Here is a 16,667-nt window from a genome sequence, read left to right as displayed (position 1 = left end):
ATGGACCCGCTGAGACTCACCCCCGGCCAGTGGCGCGCGCTGCTGTTCCTCGGCGCGCACAGCGCCAGCGCCAGCCGCGCCGGCTACCGGGTCGGGCAGCTCTGCAAGCTCGCCCCCGCCGAGCCGGCCGACCTGCCCGACCTGGCCGCGGCCGGCTACGTCGAGGGCATGCACCCGGACCCGGCGCGCCGCGGACCGTACGGCAACTCGCCCACCCTGGACGCGGTCACACCGCAGATGGTCAAGGACGGCAAGCTGCGCCTCTACCTCACCGCGTCGGGCAAGACGGCGGCCGACCTGCTGTACGGCGCCAACCAGGTGGTGACCCATCTGCATCTGTCCGGCTCGCTGCCGGTGCCGCTGCTGCAGCACGACGCCGGCGCGCCGCTCGACCTGCTGACCCGGCTCCACCAGCGCGGCCTCATCCAGGTCACGCCTGGGGAGCACTTGGGGTGGACCGAGGGGTTCAAGGCGCACGTCTACCGGCTGCGCGCGGCCGGCGACAAGGAAGAACACCCGTGCCAGCGGTGCGGCACGCTGCCCGCGCGCCGCTTGCGCATCTGGGAGAACATCGCCAAGCCCGCCGAGCGGTACTGCCACGGCTGCATCCCGGACAAGGCCACCGTCTACGGAGCGCCCGCCGAGCTGGTCAGCCTCACCCGTGCCGGGCGCGCCTACATCTGGTCGTTCAAGTAGGCCACGCGCCCTCGCGCGTACGGCTGCGCGTGGGAGCGAGCGACACCCCTTGTCGATCTTGCTGCCACGGGTGCCACGCGGGGGTGCCACACCCCTGCCACGGCCGGTGCCACGGGGGTGCCACAGCCGGTGCCACGCACCGTGGCACCCCTCCTGACCTGTAACCCTCCCCCCGACCCCCCGCCCGTGGCAGGGGGCGGGGGTGCCACACCCCTGCTCGCAACCCCTTCACGACGCTTTCGACGATCTCGGAAGGAAGACCCGCCATGTCCGGCGACACCACGATCACCATCATCGGCAACCTGACCGGCGACCCCGAACTGCGCTTCACGCAGTCCGGCGTGGGGGTGGCCGGCTTCACCATCGCTTCCAGCGCCCGCACCTACAACAAGAGCATCGAGAAGTGGGAAGACGGCGAGGTGCTGTTCATGCGCTGCTCGGCGTGGCGCGACCTCGCCGACCACGTCGCCGAATCCCTCACCCGCGGCACCCGCGTCATCGCCACCGGCCGGCTGCGCCAGCGCACCTACGAAACCAGCGACGGAGACCACCGCACCGTCATGGAGATGACCGTAGACGAGATCGGCCCGTCCCTGCGCTTCGCCACCGCCAAATCCCACAAGGCCGCCCGCACCGGCAGCAACGGCCACGACGGCGGCGCGCCCGCTGACGACCCGTGGGCCAGCGCCGCACCATCGAGCGACAAGCCACCGTTCTAACCCAGGCTCTCGCCCCCTGGTGACCAGTACAAGAGCGGAATGCGGCCTCGACGACACGCCGCCAAGCATCACCGTCGAGGCCGCCAGCCCACTCCCCAATCACGAGAAGGAAGGCACCCGTCAGCATGACAGCCACCCGCACCCGCGACCAAGCACACCACCATGGCCGTGCTCCGGCGCCGCCGCCCGCCGCCCCAACCCGCGCCGCCGACCTGCGTCCGGGGCACGCGGTCCGCATCGCCGGCTACGGCACCATCCCCGTGGCCGCCGACCCCGGCCCGGTACTCCCACCCCTAGTGGCCATCCGCTTGGGCTGGTCGGGCCTATCCCTGATCGTCCACCCGGCCACCCCCTTGGACGCCCTCACCCACGCCCCCGCCCAGACGTTCCGAACCTGGTGGTGCCGCCACTGCGACGGCACCGGCCAGTGGCAACCCGAAAGGACAGCGTCCAATGGGGGGCGGTGAGGCCGCGCGCCTGACGATCGTTCGGGCCGGCGATGCGTCGCGTTCCGCCGGCGACATCCGACGCGTCGCGTCCGTCGCCGAGAGACGCGACACGTCGTGTCGAACGGCCGCCGAAGACGACGCGTCGCGTTCCACCACGGCGCCGCTCGACGCATCCCACCCGCGGCTATGTGCATGGTGCGATCGACCCATCCCTGCCACCGCACGCCGCGATGCAGTGTGCTGCTCGGTGCGCTGCCGGCAGGCTCGGCACCGCTTCCTACGCACGGTGGGCAGCGCGCCGCAAGCCGTCGAGGGCGGCCGGCCGCTACGGCTCGCCTACGCCGACCCGCCCTACCCGGGCAACGCTCGCCTGTATCGCGGGCATCGCGACTACGCCGGCGAGGTAGACCACGGCGCTCTGATCGCCCGCCTCCTCACCTATGACGGGTGGGCGTTGTCCACCTCTGCCGGCGCGCTGCCGGCCGTGCTGGCGCTGTGCCCACCGACTGTGCGAGTCGCAGCCTGGCACCGAGGCGAGCGCCCCACCGTAAGCCGCTGGCCGCTCAACGCCTGGGAACCCGTCATCTACGTGCAAGGGCGCCCCGCCAACCCGTCGTGCAGGACCTCCGCGACGCGCCGGGTGGATTCCCTGGTGCATGGCGTTTCGCCGATGACGACACTGCCTGGCCGCGTGATTGGCGCCAAACCGGCCGCGTTCTGCCGATGGATATTCGACCTGCTCGGGGCTCAACCCGGTGACAGCCTGGATGACCTGTTCCCTGGCTCCGGCGCCGTGAGCCGTGCGTGGGCGGCCTTCACCGGCCTCGCAGACCCGTCACATCAGTGCTCCGATGACGCGTCGGTTCCAGCTGGACGCGACGCATCAGGCGAACGCCAGCCGTCGTGCCCGCCGGCCTACGCGACGGCTTCGCTCCTGAGCTCCACCAGTACCGAGCTGACCAGGGAGCGCACATGACCACTCCGACCATGCGCGCGGCGCTGGCTGCAGTGACCCGCGGCTGGTACATCTTCCCCCTCACCCCGCGCGGCAAGAAGCCCCTACGGGGCTTCACAGACTGGGAAGCCCACGCCACCGCCGACCCCGACCGCATCGCCGCGTTCTGGACGCACGCGCCCTACAACATCGGCATCGCATGCGGCCCCTCGAACCTGGTCGTGATCGACCTCGACATCCCCAAGCCCGGCGAGCACCCGCCCGCCGAGCACGCCCGCGACAGCGCCGCCTGCGGGCAGGAAGTCTTCCGCCTCCTGTGCGAGCGCCGCGGCCAGCCGTATCCCGGCGACACACTAACCGTGCGCACCCGCCGCGGCGGCCTGCACCTGTACTACACCGCGCCCGCAGGCGTCCGGCTGCGCAACACCGCAGGCAGCAAGGGCGGGCTCGGCTGGCTGATCGACACCCGCGCCCACGGCGGCTACGTCGTCGCCGCTGGCAGCTACGTCCGCCAGCGCGACGGCACCGGCCCGTACGAGATCATCCGCGACGCGCCGCCGGTGCCGCTTCCGGCTTGGCTCACCGAGGCACTGGCCCCGGCGCCGCCGCCTGCCCCGTGCGGCGACCTGCTCGCCAACCTGCCCGGCCGCCGGCTGAGCAGGTACGGCGAGACCGCCCTACGCTCCGAAGCCGACCGCGTAGCGAGCGCACCCGGCGGAAGCCGCAACTACGCGCTCAACCTCGCCGCTTTCAACCTCGGACAGCTCGTCACCCGTCACGTCCTGCCCGAGCAGGTGGTCACCGCCGCCCTCACCCGCGCCGCCGAGCTCGCCAACCACCGCCACCCCGAGCTAACGCCCAACTCTCCCCGCGAGATCGCCGCCGTCATCACCTCCGGCCTGCGAGCCGGGATGACGGCACAACCGCGCCGCCGCAAGGCCGCACCAGCACCACCGAGGGAGAACCGACCATGAACCAGCAACCGCCCGCCGGCGCGGCCCTGCTCGACCGGCTACGCGCCGCCCTGACCCGCTACGTCATCCTGCCCAGCAACGAGGCCGCCGACGCTGTCACCCTGTGGATCGCCGCCACCCACGCGCAACCCGCATGGGCGCACGCGCCCCGCCTGGTCATCCGCGGTCCCGAAAAGCGGTGCGGCAAGTCCCGCCTGCTCGACATCGTCGAGGCCACCTGCCACGCCCCGTTCATCACCGTGAATTCGTCGAGCGCCGCCGTCTACCGGTCCATCACCGACGACCCACCCACCATGCTCGTAGACGAAGCCGACACCATCTTCGGCCCCAAGGCAGACGGCAACGAAGACCTGCGCGGCCTGCTCAACGCCGGCCACCAGCGCAACCGGCCGGCCAAACGCTACGACGCGGCCACCAACCGCGTGGAAAGCATTCCGACCTTCGCCATGGCCGCACTCGCCGGCATCGGCGCCATGCCCGACACCATCGAAGATCGCGCCGTGGTGATCCGCATGCGCCGGCGCGCCCCCGGCGAGACCGCCGCACCCTACCGGCACCGCCGCGACCGCACCCCGCTCCGCGACCTGGCCTCCGCCCTCAACCAATGGCTACGGGCCGATCTGAGCAGCTTGGAGGAGGCAGAACCCGCCATGCCCGTGGAAGACCGCGCCGCCGACACGTGGGAACCGCTCGTGATCGTCGCCGACCACGCTGGCGGCACCTGGCCCGAGCTTGCCCGCGCCGCCGCCGTCGAGCTCACCGCAGAAGCCGACGACAACGGCCGACCCTCCACCGGGCTACGCCTACTGGCCGCCTGCCGTACCGCGTTCGGCGCCGATACAGCGCTGCCCACCGCCGTCTTTCTGGAACGGCTCAAGGCCGACCCGGAAGGCGAGTGGCACGAACACGGTCCCGGCGGGCTGACCGCGATGCGCCTCGGCACGATGCTGCGCGAGTACGACATCCGCCCGACCCTGATCCGCTTTCCCCACGGCCCGCTCAGGGGGTATCGCCGCGGGGACTTCGCCGACGCGTGGGCGCGCTACTGCCCCGCCGCCGACCCCCTTCCCGAGGCCGCCATTGTGCCCCTGGAGAGGGGAGCTTGCAGTAGCCGTTACAGCCGTAACACCGCAGGTCACGACGGTACGGCTTCCGGCCCTGTAACGGCCTGAGTCGTTACGCCATACCAAGCCGTATCAACCCTGAGCTGCACTGTTACGGCTGTAACGGGTTGATACGGCTCCCCCCTCTCAAGTGGAGATTCGCACCCCGTAGCGATCACGAAAACCCGGAAGGACACGCGCTCATGGCGACCACCAACGCAGGCAAGCCCATGACCGTTGCCGACTTCTGTGCCGAGCTGGGCATCGCCCGTTCCACCTTCTACGACTGGCGCGCGAAAGGCCGCGCCCCGCGCTGCCTCAAGCTGCCCAACGGCGACCTGCGCATCCGCCGCACTGACTACGACCGCTGGCTGACCAGCCTGGAGGACGCGGCCTGATGGACGCCAGCTACGACGTTCGCATCTGGAAAACCGAGGTCTACCAGGGGACTGAGGTCAGTACCTACACCGTTCGCTGGCGGGTGGCCAAAGCGGCATTCAGAGCGCCTTTCCGCCTCAAGGCCCAGGCGGAGAGCTTCAAGGCGGAACTCACGGTCGCCGCCAACAAGGGCGAAGCGTTCAGCGTCGAGGACGGACGACCGCTCTCGTGGAAGCGCGATGAACAGGCCGTTAGCTGGTTCACGCTGGTCTGTGCCTACATGGATGCCAAATGGCCGTACGCGTCGGGCAACCACCGCAGAAGCATCGCTGAAGCCCTCACCGACGCGACTGAGGCGGTGTCGGCAGGGGGCAACGGGCGACCCGCTCAAAAGGAGCTCCGAGCCGCCCTGCGTGACTGGGTTTTCAGCACTCGCACGCGCGATGGCGAAAGGGGCCCCCGCAAGGACCAGAGCCCGGCGATCCGCTGGCTTGCCCCACCGGCGGACATTGAGCATGTGATCCGATGGCTACAGAACAACACCATCGACGTTCGCGAGCTGACGCAATCGAAGCACGGTGCCAGCCTCACCCGCTCGATCCTCGACCGCATCAGCCGGACGCAAGACGGCACTGCCGCTGCGGGCAACACCGTGAAGCGCAAGCGACAGGTCCTCAACAACCTCTTCAAGTTCGCCATAGAGATCAACGCCCTGACAGAGAATCCGCTCCACAACATCACGTGGACCAGGCCCAAGACGGAGGAAGCAGTAGACCCCGGCGTGGTCACCAATCCCACGCAGGCCCGCGCCATCCTCTCCGAAGTCGGCAAGGAAGGCGCCATGGGCAAGCGCCTCGTTGCCTTCTTCGGTTGCATGTATTACGCCGCACTCCGTCCGGAAGAAGTGATTGACCTGCGAAAAGAGAACATCGCAACCCTTCCCGATGCCGGTGGATGGGGTGCATTCATCCTGACCAATGTCGCCCCCGAGGTCGGAACCAAGTGGACCGACGACGGGAGTGCACGACAGCGCCGCGGGCTGAAGCACCGCGCGCCGAAGGCGAAGCGGTCAGTACCCATTCACCCCGATCTCGTTGCTCTGTTGCGCGCCCACATGGCCGAATTCCCTGCTGATCGAGAAGGCCGCATCTTCACTGGGCCCCGGCGCGGCATCATTCGTGACAGCACTTACCTCCCGGTCTGGCACGCGGCACGTAAGCGCGCCCTCACGCCCGCTGAGCGGGCGTCAGGCATCGCTGGCCGGCCGTACGACTTCCGGCATGCGTGCGTCTCCGCGTGGCTCAACGCCGGCGTGAACCCGCCCCAAGTTGCCGAGTGGGCTGGGCACGGTGTCGAGGTGCTGCTACGGGTCTACGCCAAGTGCATCTCTGGTGGGCAGGCCGAGGCCATGCGGCGCATCGAAGCAGCCCTACCACCGGTGTCGCCGAAGCCGCCGGACTCCCCCGAGCAGGCCCGCTGATCTTCAGCGTGTATTCAGCGTAGCCACCCGTAGGGAACCGGCGTGAGCCGTTGACAGCCGGACACAAAGCGAGAGGCCCGTCACCGCGTTTCCGCTGGTGACGGGCCTCTTCCCGCTGGTGTGGCAGGTGCAAGGTTCGAACTTGCGTAGGCTGAGCCGACGGTTTTACAGACCGCTCCCTTTGGCCACTCGGGCAACCTGCCGTGTCTTCCGCTCTCGCGGCGACAGAAAGAAGAATAGCGGACTTCGGAGGTGTACGTGACACCGGTTTGTCCCGAGGCGAGTCTGAGTCGTCCTTGCCGCACCTCCACGACTCCTTCGCCGGCCGATGAGGTGGCACCCGACGTGAGGCCGGCGGGGTCTCGCCTCGCTGACGGGTGGTGGTGGGGCGGGGGGTTCGGGGGTGGGGGGATGGTTTGCGGAGGGGGCTGTAAGGGGGCGTGGTCCTGCACGGCGGGCCGATGCTGGCTAGGCTCGTTCGCTGGGTCCGGGCGTACGTGGGCCGGGCCGGATACGCCGCAGCTGAGAGGATGGGTGCATTGGCCGATTCATCTTTCGACATCGTTAGCAAGATCGACCGCCAGGAGGTCGACAACGCGCTCAATCAGACGGTGAAGGAGATCGGACACCGCTTCGACTTCAAGGGCACCGGGGCGAGCATCAGCTGGTCCGGGGCCGGGCAGAACGTCATCGAGATCAAGGCGAACAGCGAGGAGCGGGCGGGTGCCGCGCTCGACGTGTTCAAGGAGAAGGTGGTCAAGCGGGGCCTCTCCCTGAAGATCCTCGATGCGGGTGAGCCCAAGTTGTCGGGCAAGGAGTACCGGATGCTGGTCAGCCTGAAGGAGGGCATCGACCAGGAGAACGCGAAGAAAATCTCCAAGCTGATCCGGGATGAGGGGCCGAAGGGGGTCAAGGCGCAGATTCAGGGCGAGGAGCTGCGGGTCAGCTCCAAGAAGAAGGACGACCTTCAGGACGTCATCGCGCTGCTGAAGGGCAAGGACCTGGACATCGCCCTGCAGTTCGTGAACTACCGCTAGTTCGAAGGCATGCTGCTGTACGGCTCTGAGCCAGGCGTGCGACGATCGCGGAGAGCGTATCCGGGACACAGGACACAGGTCACAGGTCACAAAGCGAAGGAATTTCCATCGCGTGTCCCGGGACGCTCCGCAAGCCGCAGGCGTCAGGGTCGCTGCCGCCGTTAGTGTCGGTGCCGCTGCTGGTCCGGTGTCCGCATGTCCGGGTATCCCGTATCCGGGTGTCCCGTGTCCCGTGTCGGCGTGTCTGGTCAGTGGTTCTGTTGTCTTTCGCGCCAGCCCCGGGCGGCTTCGGCGTGGTAGCGGGGGCTTTGGCGGGGCTTGACCGTATGCTCGGTTGATGTGACGAAGATCCCCTTGCGCCGGTTCACGGCACGTGTGCTGCCCATTGACGAACAAGGTCGGGTTCTCCTGCTCCACGGCTTCGACCCCGCCCAGCCGGAGCGGCGGTTCTGGTTCACGATCGGCGGGGCCGTGGAGGACGGCGAGACGCTGCAGGAGGCGGCGGCGCGGGAGCTGTACGAGGAGGTCGGGATCCGGGCCGGGGTGGAGGAGTTCACGGGGCCGCACGCCGAGGCGCTGATCGAGTTCGAGTGGGGTGAGTACGCGTTCACGCAGGATCAGGCGTTCTTCGCGATCCGGGTGGGCGAGGCGGCCGCCGTGTCGTTCGATCACATGGAGCAGATCGAGAAGGACACGACGATCGAGCACCGGTGGTGGAGCGAGGAGGAGCTCGAGAGCACCACGGAGGTCGTTCATCCCGCGGATCTCGCGACGCTGCTGCGGAAGATCGCCACTGAAGAGCCGGAATGAGCGGTTGAGCTGCGCCGCGCGGGCGGTCAGCGGCGGTAGCCGGCCATGCGCTCCAGGCGGGCCACGCGCTCCGAGGTGGGCGGGTGGGTGGAGAAGAGGCGGCCGAAGCCGGAGCCGCTGAACGGGTTCGCGATCATCATGTGCGAGGCCGACGTGAGGCGGCTGTTCTCCGGGAGGGGCAGCCTGCGGGCGCCCAGCTCGATCTTGCGCAGGGCCGAGGCGAGGGCCAGCGGGTCGCCGGTGAGCCGGGCGCCCGACTCGTCGGCCTGGAACTCGCGGGTGCGGGAGATCGCCATCTGCACCATCGTGGCCGCCACCGGGCCGAGCACCATCATGAGCAGCGCGCCGAGGAAGCCGGGGCCCTCGTCGTCGTCGGAGCCGCCGAAGAAGACGGCCACGTAGCTGAGCCACGTGATCATGGTGGCGAACGCGCCGGCGACCGACGAGATGAGAATGTCCCGGTTGTAGACGTGGGACAGCTCGTGGCCGATCACGCCGCGCAGCTCGTTCTCGGTGAGCAGCTTGGTCAGCCCGTACGTCACGCACACCGCGGCCTTCCTGGGGCTTCTGCCCGTCGCGAAGGCGTTCGGCTGCACGGTCGGCGAGATGTACAGGCGCGGCATCGGCTGCCTGGCCTGGGTGGAGAGCTCGCGGACGATCCGGTAGAGGGTGGGCTGCTCGACCTCGCTGACCGGTCTGGCCCGCATCGCCGACAGCGCGATGCGGTCGGAGAAGAAGTAGGCGACGCCGTTGCTCACCAGCGCGAGCACGAACGCGATCCGCGCACCCGCGCCGCCGCCCAACCACGCGCCCCCCGCGATGATCAGCGCCGACAGCCCGCCGAGCAGGATGGCGGTACGCAGACCGTTGTGGTGCAAGGTTCCCCCTCTCGTGGTCCGGGTTCACCTCGTCCAACGATCCGGCCCCGGTGCTTCGTTCCCCGCCGTGCTCAGCTGAGGGCGGAGCGCGACCTCTCAGCCCGGCGTCCCCTCGCGCCGCAACCAGCACGGCCTCTCCTCGTTCCGCACTCAGCCCGGTGTCCGCTCGTTCCGCACTCAGCCCGGTGTCCGCTCGTTCCGCACTCAGCCCGGTGTCCGCTCGTTCCGCACTCAGCCCGGTGTCCGCTCGTTCCGCACTCAGCCCGGTGTCCGCTCGTTCCGCACTCAGCCCGAAGCGGACAGGGAGGTGAGATCCAGGACGAGCTGGGGCGCGACCGAGAACAGCACGGCCGCCGCCAGCGCCAGCCCCACGGCCAGCCAGGCGGTCAGCGGTGGTCGGTACGGGGACGGCTCCGGCCGGCCGGCCGGCGTGAAGAGGCGGGCCGTCCAGACGGCGTAGTAGTACAGCCCGATCACGGTGTTGACGGCCATGACCACCGCCAGCCACCCGGCCCCGCCCCCGACGATCTCCCGGAACACGAACACCTTGGCGAACAGCCCGGCCAGCCCCGGCGGCAGCCCCGCCAGGCAGACCAGGCAGAACGCCAGCGTGACCCCCGCCGCCGGGCGGCGCAGCGCGAGGCCGCGGTAGTCGTCCAGCTCGTTGCGGGTCGCGGCCCTGGACACGAGCATGACGACGGCGAACGCGCCGAGGTTCATGGCGGCGTAGATGACCAGGTACGCCATGGACGTGCCGACCGCGCCCGGAGCGGTCGCCGCGACCGCGAGCGGCGCCAGGATGTAACCGGACTGCGCCACCGACGACCAGGCCAGCAGGCGTACGGCGGAGCGCTGGCGCATGGCGAGCAGGTTGCCCGCGGTCATGGTCAGCGCCGACAGGATCGCCACGATCGGCGCCCACGTGCCGGCCTGCCCGGACAGCGCGGTCACCAGGACGAGGATCAGCCCGGCGAACCCGGCCGCCTTCGAGATGACCGACAGCAGCGCCGCCACCGGGACGGGCGCGCCCTGGTAGACGTCGGCCGCCCACGAGTGGAACGGCACGGCGGCGATCTTGAACGCGAACCCGGCCACCACGAGGACCACGCCCACCGTGACGACCGCCGGCAGGTCCATGGCCTGCCCTCCGAAGACCTCCCGCAGGCGCGACAGGTAGACCGAGCCCGCGATGCCGTACAGAAGGGACACGCCGAACAGCATGATCGCCGTGGACACCACCGACACGACGAAGAGCTTCACGGCCGCCTCGGACGAGCGGCCGTCGTAGCGTTTGAGCGCGGTGAGGGCGAAGACCGGGAGCGAGACCAGCTCCAGGGCCACCACCAGCATGATCAGGTCGCGGGACGCGGGCAGGGTCACGGCGCCGACGAGGGTGCACAGGAGCAGGAAATACCACTCCCCGACGGGGATGGCGCCGCCCGCCAGCTCGGTCATCGACATCAGGACGATCACCACGGCGGCCACCAGCACCATGCCGGCGAACACCAGCGTGAACCCGTCGGCCACGAACGAGCACAGCGTCCCGGACCCGGCCAGCCCTGGCGGCACGCAGAACGTCGAGCGCGGCGAGCCGCCCCCGAGCGCCTGCGCGACCACGAACCCCAGAGCGACCAGGATGCCCGCCAGCGTGACCAGCCCCAGCCCGGTCGCCGTGCCCGACCGCGAGGGAAGGGACGGGCCCGGGCGTTCAGCGATGATCGCGCGCCGGCGGGCGGGCAGGAACGCGTCGAGCAGCAGCACCAGACCCGCCGCCAGGGCGAGCACCAGCGGCGGCGCGATGACGAAGTAGTCGATCTGCTGGATCATGAGAGGGCTCCCAGCAGGGCCTGGACGGGCGGCGTGGTCAGCGACAACAGCAGGCCGGGCCACAGGCCGAACAGCAGGATCAGGATCACCAGCGGCGTCCAGGCGGCCAGCTCGTACCCTCTGACGTCACTGGGCGCGAGGCTCACCGCGATGGGGCGTTCGTCAGGTGACTCGTGGCGCTCGGCGGAGTCTCGTGGCCGGCCGTGAGTGACGCGGGACAGCATGACCAGGAAGTACGCGGCCGTCAGCACCGCGCCGAGCCCCCCGATCACCATGTACGTGAGGAACAGCCCGCGCGGCAGCCCGTTCGCCGGCTGGAACGCCCCGAACAACGCCAGCATCTCCCCCCAGAACCCGGCCAGCCCAGGCAGCCCCAGCGACGCGATCGACGCGAACGTCAGCATCGAGCCCAGCCGCGGCATCGTCGCCAGCATCCCGCCGCCGAGCGCGGGCATCTCGGAGGTGTGGTAGCGCTCCTTGACCGCTCCGGCCAGGAAGAACAGCAGGCCGGTGATCAGGCCGTGGGCGACGTTCGCGAACAGGGCGCCGTTGACGCCGACGGGGGTGAGCGTGGCGAAGCCGAGCAGGACGAAGCCCATGTGGCCCACCGACGAGTAGGCGATCATGCGTTTCAGGTCGCGCTGGGCCAGGCAGGCCAGGGCGCCGTAGACGATGCCGACCACGGCGAACGCCCCCAGCCACGGCGCCACCGCCGCCGCCCCCTCGGGCAGGACGGGGATGGCGATCCGGGCGAAACCGTACGTGCCCATCTTGAGCAGCACGCCCGCGAGCAGCACCGAGCCGACGGTGGGGGCCTCGGTGTGGGCGTCGGGCAGCCAGGTGTGCAGCGGCCACATGGGGGTCTTGACCGCCAGGCCGATGCCGATCGCCACGAACGCCAGGATCTGCACGGATCTGGGCATTCCCGCGCCGTGTGCGGCGGTCAGTGCCTCGATGTCCAGTGTCCCGGTCTGGGCCCAGACGAGGAGCAGGCCGAGCAGCATGACGACCGAGCCGAGCAGCGTGTAGAGGATGAACTTGATCGACGCCGCCCTGCGCCCCTCGCCGCCCCAGACGCCGATCAGGAAGTACATCGGGATGAGCACGATCTCGAAGAAGACGAAGAAGAGCAGCAGGTCGAGGGCGAGGAACGTCCCGATCATGCCGACCTCGAGCACGAGCAGCGTGAACACGAGCGCCCTCGGCCTGGCGCTCATGAACCCGCCGGTCGCCCGCGCGCGCCCCCAGCACAGATAGACGAAGCAGAGGAACGTCAGCAGCGCCGTCAGCACGATCAGCGGCAGCGAGACGCCGTCCACGCCCAGGTGCAGGCGCAGCCCGAGCCCCGGGATCCACGGCAGGTCGAGCTCGAAACGCATGCGCGCGGGCCCGCCGTAGTCGTAGAGCGCCAGGAGCGCGAGGCTCAGGGCCAGCGTCACGCCCGAGAAGATCAGCCCGTACGCCGGGAGCACGCCCCGGAACGTACGCGGCGCCAGAAGCAGCAGGAGGGCGCCCAGCAGGGGGACGGCCAGGAGCGCGACCGGGATCCAGCCCATCATGCGACCCCCAACGGTTCAGTCACGTGAACACCACCGCCCCCACCGCGATCAGCAGGACACCGGCCAGCACGCCGCTCACGTAGAGCTGGACGTTGCCGTTCTGGGCCAGGCGCAGCATCCCGGACAGGCCGCGCGCCGACTTGCCGGAGCCGCGCACCGCGCCGTCCACGACCACGTCGTCCGTCCTGACGACGAGCCTGGCCAGGGCCAGCACCGGGCGGACGAACAGGGCGGCGTACAGGGTGTCGACGTAGAAGGCACGCTCGCACGGCGCCCGCAGCGGCCCCAGCAGGCGGGCGGGATCGGCGACCGGGTCGAGGCGCCAGAACGCGTACACCGCCCCCGCGCCCAGCGCCGCGAGCAGGACGCTGACGGCCGCCACGCCGAGCTCGACGTGCGGCTCGCCGGCGAAGCCCAGCAGCAGGGCGGGAGCCGCGAGCAGAATGACGGGCACGAGCATCGTCCGCGGGGCCTCCCTGACGTCGACGACGTGGGCGGTGCCGGGCTCCGGCTCCGGGAGCGCCACCGCCCGCGCCTCGCCGAAGAACGTGCGCAGCCAGGCCCTGGTGGCGTACGCGCCGGTGACGGCCACGGTCGCGAGCGCGCAGCCGTACAGGAAGAAGGCGGCCGCGTCGGTGAGGCCGCCGGACGACAGCGCGCCGTCCATGGCCAGCAGGACGCCGTCCTTGCTGAAGAAACCGCTGGCCGGCGGGATGCCCATCAACGCGGCGAACCCGATCGTCATCGTGACGAACGTGACCGGCAGCTCGCGGCGCAGGCCGCCCATCTGGGTCATCAGGTTCGAGCCGACGTGGTGGATCACCGCGCCCGCGCAGAGGAACAGCAGCGCCTTGAACGCCCCATGGGTCAGCAGGTGGAAGACGGCCGCGGTGTCGGAGCCCGCGGCCAGGCCGCCCGCCATGTAGGCGAGCTGGCTGACCGTGGAGTAGGCGAGAACGCGTTTCAGGTCGTCTTGGGCGAGCGCGGCCAGTGCGGCGCCGAGCATGCCGAGCGCGGCGATGACGGCCAGCACGTCGAGGGTGGGACGGGCGGCGGCGAACGCGGGGAACAGCCTGGCCACGATGAAGATGCCGGCCGCGACCATGGTGGCGGCGTGGATCAGCGCGCTGATCGGCGTGGGGCCCGCCATGGCGTCGGGCAGCCACGTGTGCAGCGGCACCTGCGCGCTCTTGCCCGCCACGCCCGCCAGCAGGAGCATCGTGGCCGTCACCAGCGTGGCCGCGGACATCTCAGGGACGCGGGCCAGCACCTCCGAGACGCGGAAGCTGCCCGCCGCCGTGCCGAGCACGAAGATGCCGAACAGGAAACCGACGTCGCCGAGCCGGGTGACGAGGAACGCCTTCACCGCGGCGCGCGAATTGCCCCGATCTTCCCACCAGTGGCCGATGAGGAGGTAGGAGCACAGGCCCATGATCTCCCAGCCGACGTAGAGGACCAGGAGGTCGCCGGCGTACACGACCAGGAGCATCGCGCTGGTGAACAGGCTGATGAAGGCGCTGTAGGAGGGGTAGCGGGGGTCGTCTTCGAGGTAGCCGACCGAGTAGACCTGTACGGCGAGGGCCACCAGGGTCACCAGGACACCGATGACGCTCGACAGGGCGTCGGCCTGGAGGGTGAGCGAGATGGGCAGGCCGCCGGTGACGATCGTGCCGTACGTCTGGCCGGTGGGTGGGGTGGCGGTACCGCTGAAATAGGCCAGGCCCGGCTTCCACGCCAGCCAGATCGTGAGGATCGCCGCGGCTGCCGTGGGGAGGATCGCGATCCAGGCAGCTCGGGTGTGCGCTTTGTCCCGTCCGTACGTGGGCGTGCTGTTGCGCGGCAGGCTGGTCCGTCCGGACGTCGCCGTGCTGTCGTGCGGCAGATCGATCCGTCCGGACGTGGCCGTGCTGTCGTGCGGCAGGCTGGTCCGTCCGGACGTCGCCGTGCTGTCGTGCGGCAGATCGATCCGTCCGGACGTGGCCGTGCTGTCGTGCGGCAGGCTGGTCCGTCCGGACGTCGCCGTGCTGTCGTGCGGCAGATCGATCCGTCCGGACGTGCGCGTGTTGTTGTGCGGCAGGCGGGAGAGCAGGAGGCCCGCGCAGGCGGCGATGAACGGCAGAAGGACGGCCAGCAGCGGGAACGTCGTCACAGCGGTCCGCCTCCTCGCTTAACCGTGGCGCCTTGGCCGTCGTGCTCGTGGTCGGGATGTGCGGGCTCCGGCGTCGACTGGAGTCTTACCCGGGTGGGGCGGGTCTGCGGCGCTTCCTCAGGCGGTTCGGCCAGGTCGCGCAGGTGATCGATGTCCACCGTGCGGCGGTTTCTGAACAGCGCGAGCACGATCGCGAGGCCCAGACCCACCTCGGCGGCCGCGATGACGATGACGAACAGGGTGAGGACCTGGCCGCTGTGCAGGCGGTCACCCAGCCACACATCGAACGCCACCAGGTTGAGGTTGACGGCGTTGAGCATCAGTTCCACCGACATCAGCACGAGGATCGTGTTGCGGCGGGCGAGCACGCCGTAGACGCCGATGGAGAACAGGAGCGCGGAGACGACCGCCGGATAGACGATGTGCACTAATGACCCCCGCTCTGCTCGGGCGGTGTGTCGTCCACGGCCCGGTCCGGTGGTGTGTCGTCCACGGTCTGCTCTGGTGGGGAGGTGCCGTTCGGGCGTACCGATGACGAGGTGCTTTGCGGCGGTGAGGCGCTCTGCGGTGGCGAGGCGTTCTGCGGCGCTTGCGGGGCGGTCGGCGAGGTGTCTTGCGGCGCTTGTGGGGCGGTTGCCGAGGCGTTATGCGGTCGCGGGCCGGCTGGTGAGGCGTTTTGCGGCGCTTGCGGTGCAGCTGGCGAGGCGTTATGCGGTCGCGGGCCGGCTGGTGAGGCGTTTTGCGGCGCTTGCGGTGCAGCTGGCGAGGCGTTATGCGGTCGTGGGGCGGCTGGTGAGGCGTTTTGCGGTGGTCGTGGGGCGGTGTCCGGTTCGGGTGGGGCGCCGCCTGGGATGTCCGTGCGGGACAGGACGATGGCGCCGATCAGAGCGGCCAGCAGCAGCACGGACAGGGCCTCGAACGGCAGCACCCACGTCGCGAACACGCTGGCCCCGAGCTCCTTGGCGGCTCCACGGCCGGGGGTGAGCGGGGTGTAGGCCGTACGGAAGCCGTCGATCACCACTGTGACGAGGATCGCCGCCGTCGCCACCGCCACCAGCGCGGCGAGCAGCCTGTTGCCGCTGTCGAGGTCGGCGGAGCGGCCGATCGGGGCGCGCGTGAGCATGATGCCGAAGAGCATCAGCACGACCACCGCGCCCACATAGATGAGCACCTGCACCCAGGCCACGAACTCGGCGGTCAGCACCAGGTAACCGCCCGCCAGGGCGCCGAAGCAGACCACGAGCCAGAGGGCGGCATGGACGAGTTGCCTAGTCGTGACGACGAGCAGCGCCGATCCAACCGCTACCGCGCCCAGCAGCAAGAACACGATCTCTTGCCCGGTGGGTGACAGGTAGGAGGGCACCGCCTCGGTCACGACTCCTCCTCGGACTCCTTCGGCTCGTCAGGGCCGAGCCGCCCTGGCGGTCGGATGGATCGTGGATCGGCCATCCTGCGCCGGCGGGGGCTCGCGGAAGAAGTCTGCTCCTCGTTTTCAGGCTTCGATCGCGATTCGGCCGCGGCTGTGGACAACTTGTCTTCGGGTGGCTGTCCTGTGGATGACGCTTGGTCTTGCGCTTCCTGGCCCTGCCTCTGGGGCTCGTCCTGAGCCGCCTTCTGGCCTTCCCGTTGAGACTCGCCTTGAGCCGCCTCCTG

14 protein-coding genes, 1 tRNA gene and 1 pseudogene are annotated in these 16,667 nt (G+C 70.0%); 9 read left to right on the top strand and 7 right to left on the bottom strand.

Translation table 11 applies throughout. The features are described from left to right. The 7 genes from KIS93_RS35475 (at position 1) to KIS93_RS35445 (ending at position 6,754) form a co-directional block, all read left to right on the top strand. Positions 1 to 696, top strand: a complete 696-nt coding sequence (locus KIS93_RS35475) for a hypothetical protein (protein WP_080043563.1) — start codon at positions 1 to 3, stop codon at positions 694 to 696. A 266-nt stretch (positions 697 to 962) separates the two neighbouring features. Continuing rightward, positions 963 to 1,415, top strand: coding sequence for a single-stranded DNA-binding protein (locus tag KIS93_RS35470; protein ID WP_080043564.1), 453 nt, complete (start codon positions 963 to 965; stop codon positions 1,413 to 1,415). 453 nt (positions 1,416 to 1,868) lie between these two features. Next, the gene (locus tag KIS93_RS35465) at positions 1,869 to 2,840 is read left to right on the top strand and encodes a hypothetical protein (RefSeq protein WP_155128688.1); all 972 of its coding nucleotides are present in this window, start codon (positions 1,869 to 1,871) and stop codon (positions 2,838 to 2,840) included. Continuing rightward, positions 2,837 to 3,793, top strand: a complete 957-nt coding sequence (locus tag KIS93_RS35460) for a bifunctional DNA primase/polymerase (protein ID WP_080043565.1) — start codon at positions 2,837 to 2,839, stop codon at positions 3,791 to 3,793. The genes KIS93_RS35465 and KIS93_RS35460 overlap by 4 nt, the downstream gene beginning before the upstream one ends. After that, positions 3,790 to 4,965: a DUF3631 domain-containing protein gene (locus tag KIS93_RS35455; protein ID WP_155128690.1), complete on the top strand. Its 1,176-nt coding sequence runs from the start codon at positions 3,790 to 3,792 to the stop codon at positions 4,963 to 4,965. Before KIS93_RS35460 ends, KIS93_RS35455 begins: the two co-directional genes overlap by 4 nt. 134 nt (positions 4,966 to 5,099) lie before the next feature. Further along, positions 5,100 to 5,294, top strand: a complete 195-nt coding sequence (locus KIS93_RS35450; RefSeq protein WP_080047325.1) for a helix-turn-helix transcriptional regulator — start codon at positions 5,100 to 5,102, stop codon at positions 5,292 to 5,294. Next, a complete protein-coding gene (locus tag KIS93_RS35445) occupies positions 5,294 to 6,754 on the top strand; it encodes a tyrosine-type recombinase/integrase (protein ID WP_080043566.1) in 1,461 nt (486 codons plus the stop codon). Before KIS93_RS35450 ends, KIS93_RS35445 begins: the two co-directional genes overlap by 1 nt. A gap of 121 nt (positions 6,755 to 6,875) precedes the next feature. Here the strand turns inward: KIS93_RS35445 and KIS93_RS35440 are convergent. Continuing rightward, positions 6,876 to 6,957 (bottom strand) — tRNA-Tyr (locus KIS93_RS35440). A gap of 327 nt (positions 6,958 to 7,284) precedes the next feature. On the opposite strand from KIS93_RS35440, the gene KIS93_RS35435 reads away from it, so the two are divergent. Beyond that, the gene (locus KIS93_RS35435) at positions 7,285 to 7,791 is read left to right on the top strand and encodes a YajQ family cyclic di-GMP-binding protein (RefSeq protein WP_206068353.1); all 507 of its coding nucleotides are present in this window, start codon (positions 7,285 to 7,287) and stop codon (positions 7,789 to 7,791) included. Between the two features lie 339 nt (positions 7,792 to 8,130). Further along, on the top strand, positions 8,131 to 8,601 hold the full coding sequence (locus tag KIS93_RS35430) for an NUDIX hydrolase (RefSeq protein ID WP_186404589.1): 471 nt from the start codon (positions 8,131 to 8,133) through the stop codon (positions 8,599 to 8,601). A gap of 26 nt (positions 8,602 to 8,627) precedes the next feature. Here the strand turns inward: KIS93_RS35430 and htpX are convergent, their stop codons facing one another. From htpX to KIS93_RS65935, 6 genes and pseudogenes are all read right to left on the bottom strand, one after another. Then, the gene (gene htpX, locus KIS93_RS35425) at positions 8,628 to 9,479 is read right to left on the bottom strand and encodes a zinc metalloprotease HtpX (RefSeq protein ID WP_080043569.1); all 852 of its coding nucleotides are present in this window, start codon (positions 9,477 to 9,479) and stop codon (positions 8,628 to 8,630) included. A gap of 285 nt (positions 9,480 to 9,764) precedes the next feature. After that, positions 9,765 to 11,306, bottom strand: a complete 1,542-nt coding sequence (locus KIS93_RS35420) for an NADH-quinone oxidoreductase subunit N (RefSeq protein WP_080043570.1) — start codon at positions 11,304 to 11,306, stop codon at positions 9,765 to 9,767. Then, positions 11,303 to 12,865 (bottom strand): complex I subunit 4 family protein, encoded by a 1,563-nt coding sequence (locus tag KIS93_RS35415; protein ID WP_329607644.1) that lies wholly within the window; start codon positions 12,863 to 12,865, stop codon positions 11,303 to 11,305. Before KIS93_RS35415 ends, KIS93_RS35420 begins: the two co-directional genes overlap by 4 nt. Positions 12,866 to 12,884: 19 nt before the next feature. Continuing rightward, a complete protein-coding gene (locus KIS93_RS35410; RefSeq protein ID WP_230465642.1) occupies positions 12,885 to 15,014 on the bottom strand; it encodes an NADH-quinone oxidoreductase subunit 5 family protein in 2,130 nt (709 codons plus the stop codon). 146 nt (positions 15,015 to 15,160) lie between these two features. After that, positions 15,161 to 15,442 (bottom strand): annotated as a pseudogene (gene nuoK, locus KIS93_RS35405) (NADH-quinone oxidoreductase subunit NuoK); the annotation flags it as partial. Continuing rightward, positions 15,442 to 16,389 (bottom strand): NADH-quinone oxidoreductase subunit J family protein, encoded by a 948-nt coding sequence (locus KIS93_RS65935; RefSeq protein ID WP_230465643.1) that lies wholly within the window; start codon positions 16,387 to 16,389, stop codon positions 15,442 to 15,444. The gene KIS93_RS65935 and the pseudogene nuoK, both read right to left, overlap by 1 nt. Between the last annotated feature and the right edge of the window lie 278 nt (positions 16,390 to 16,667).

It is taken from the genome of [Actinomadura] parvosata subsp. kistnae (assembly GCF_900323885.1).
GTDB classification, from domain to species: Bacteria; Actinomycetota; Actinomycetes; order Streptosporangiales; family Streptosporangiaceae; genus Nonomuraea; species Nonomuraea composti.
The sequence above is the reverse complement of the archived record's forward strand: the minus strand, read 5'-3'. Positions and strand labels throughout refer to the sequence as shown.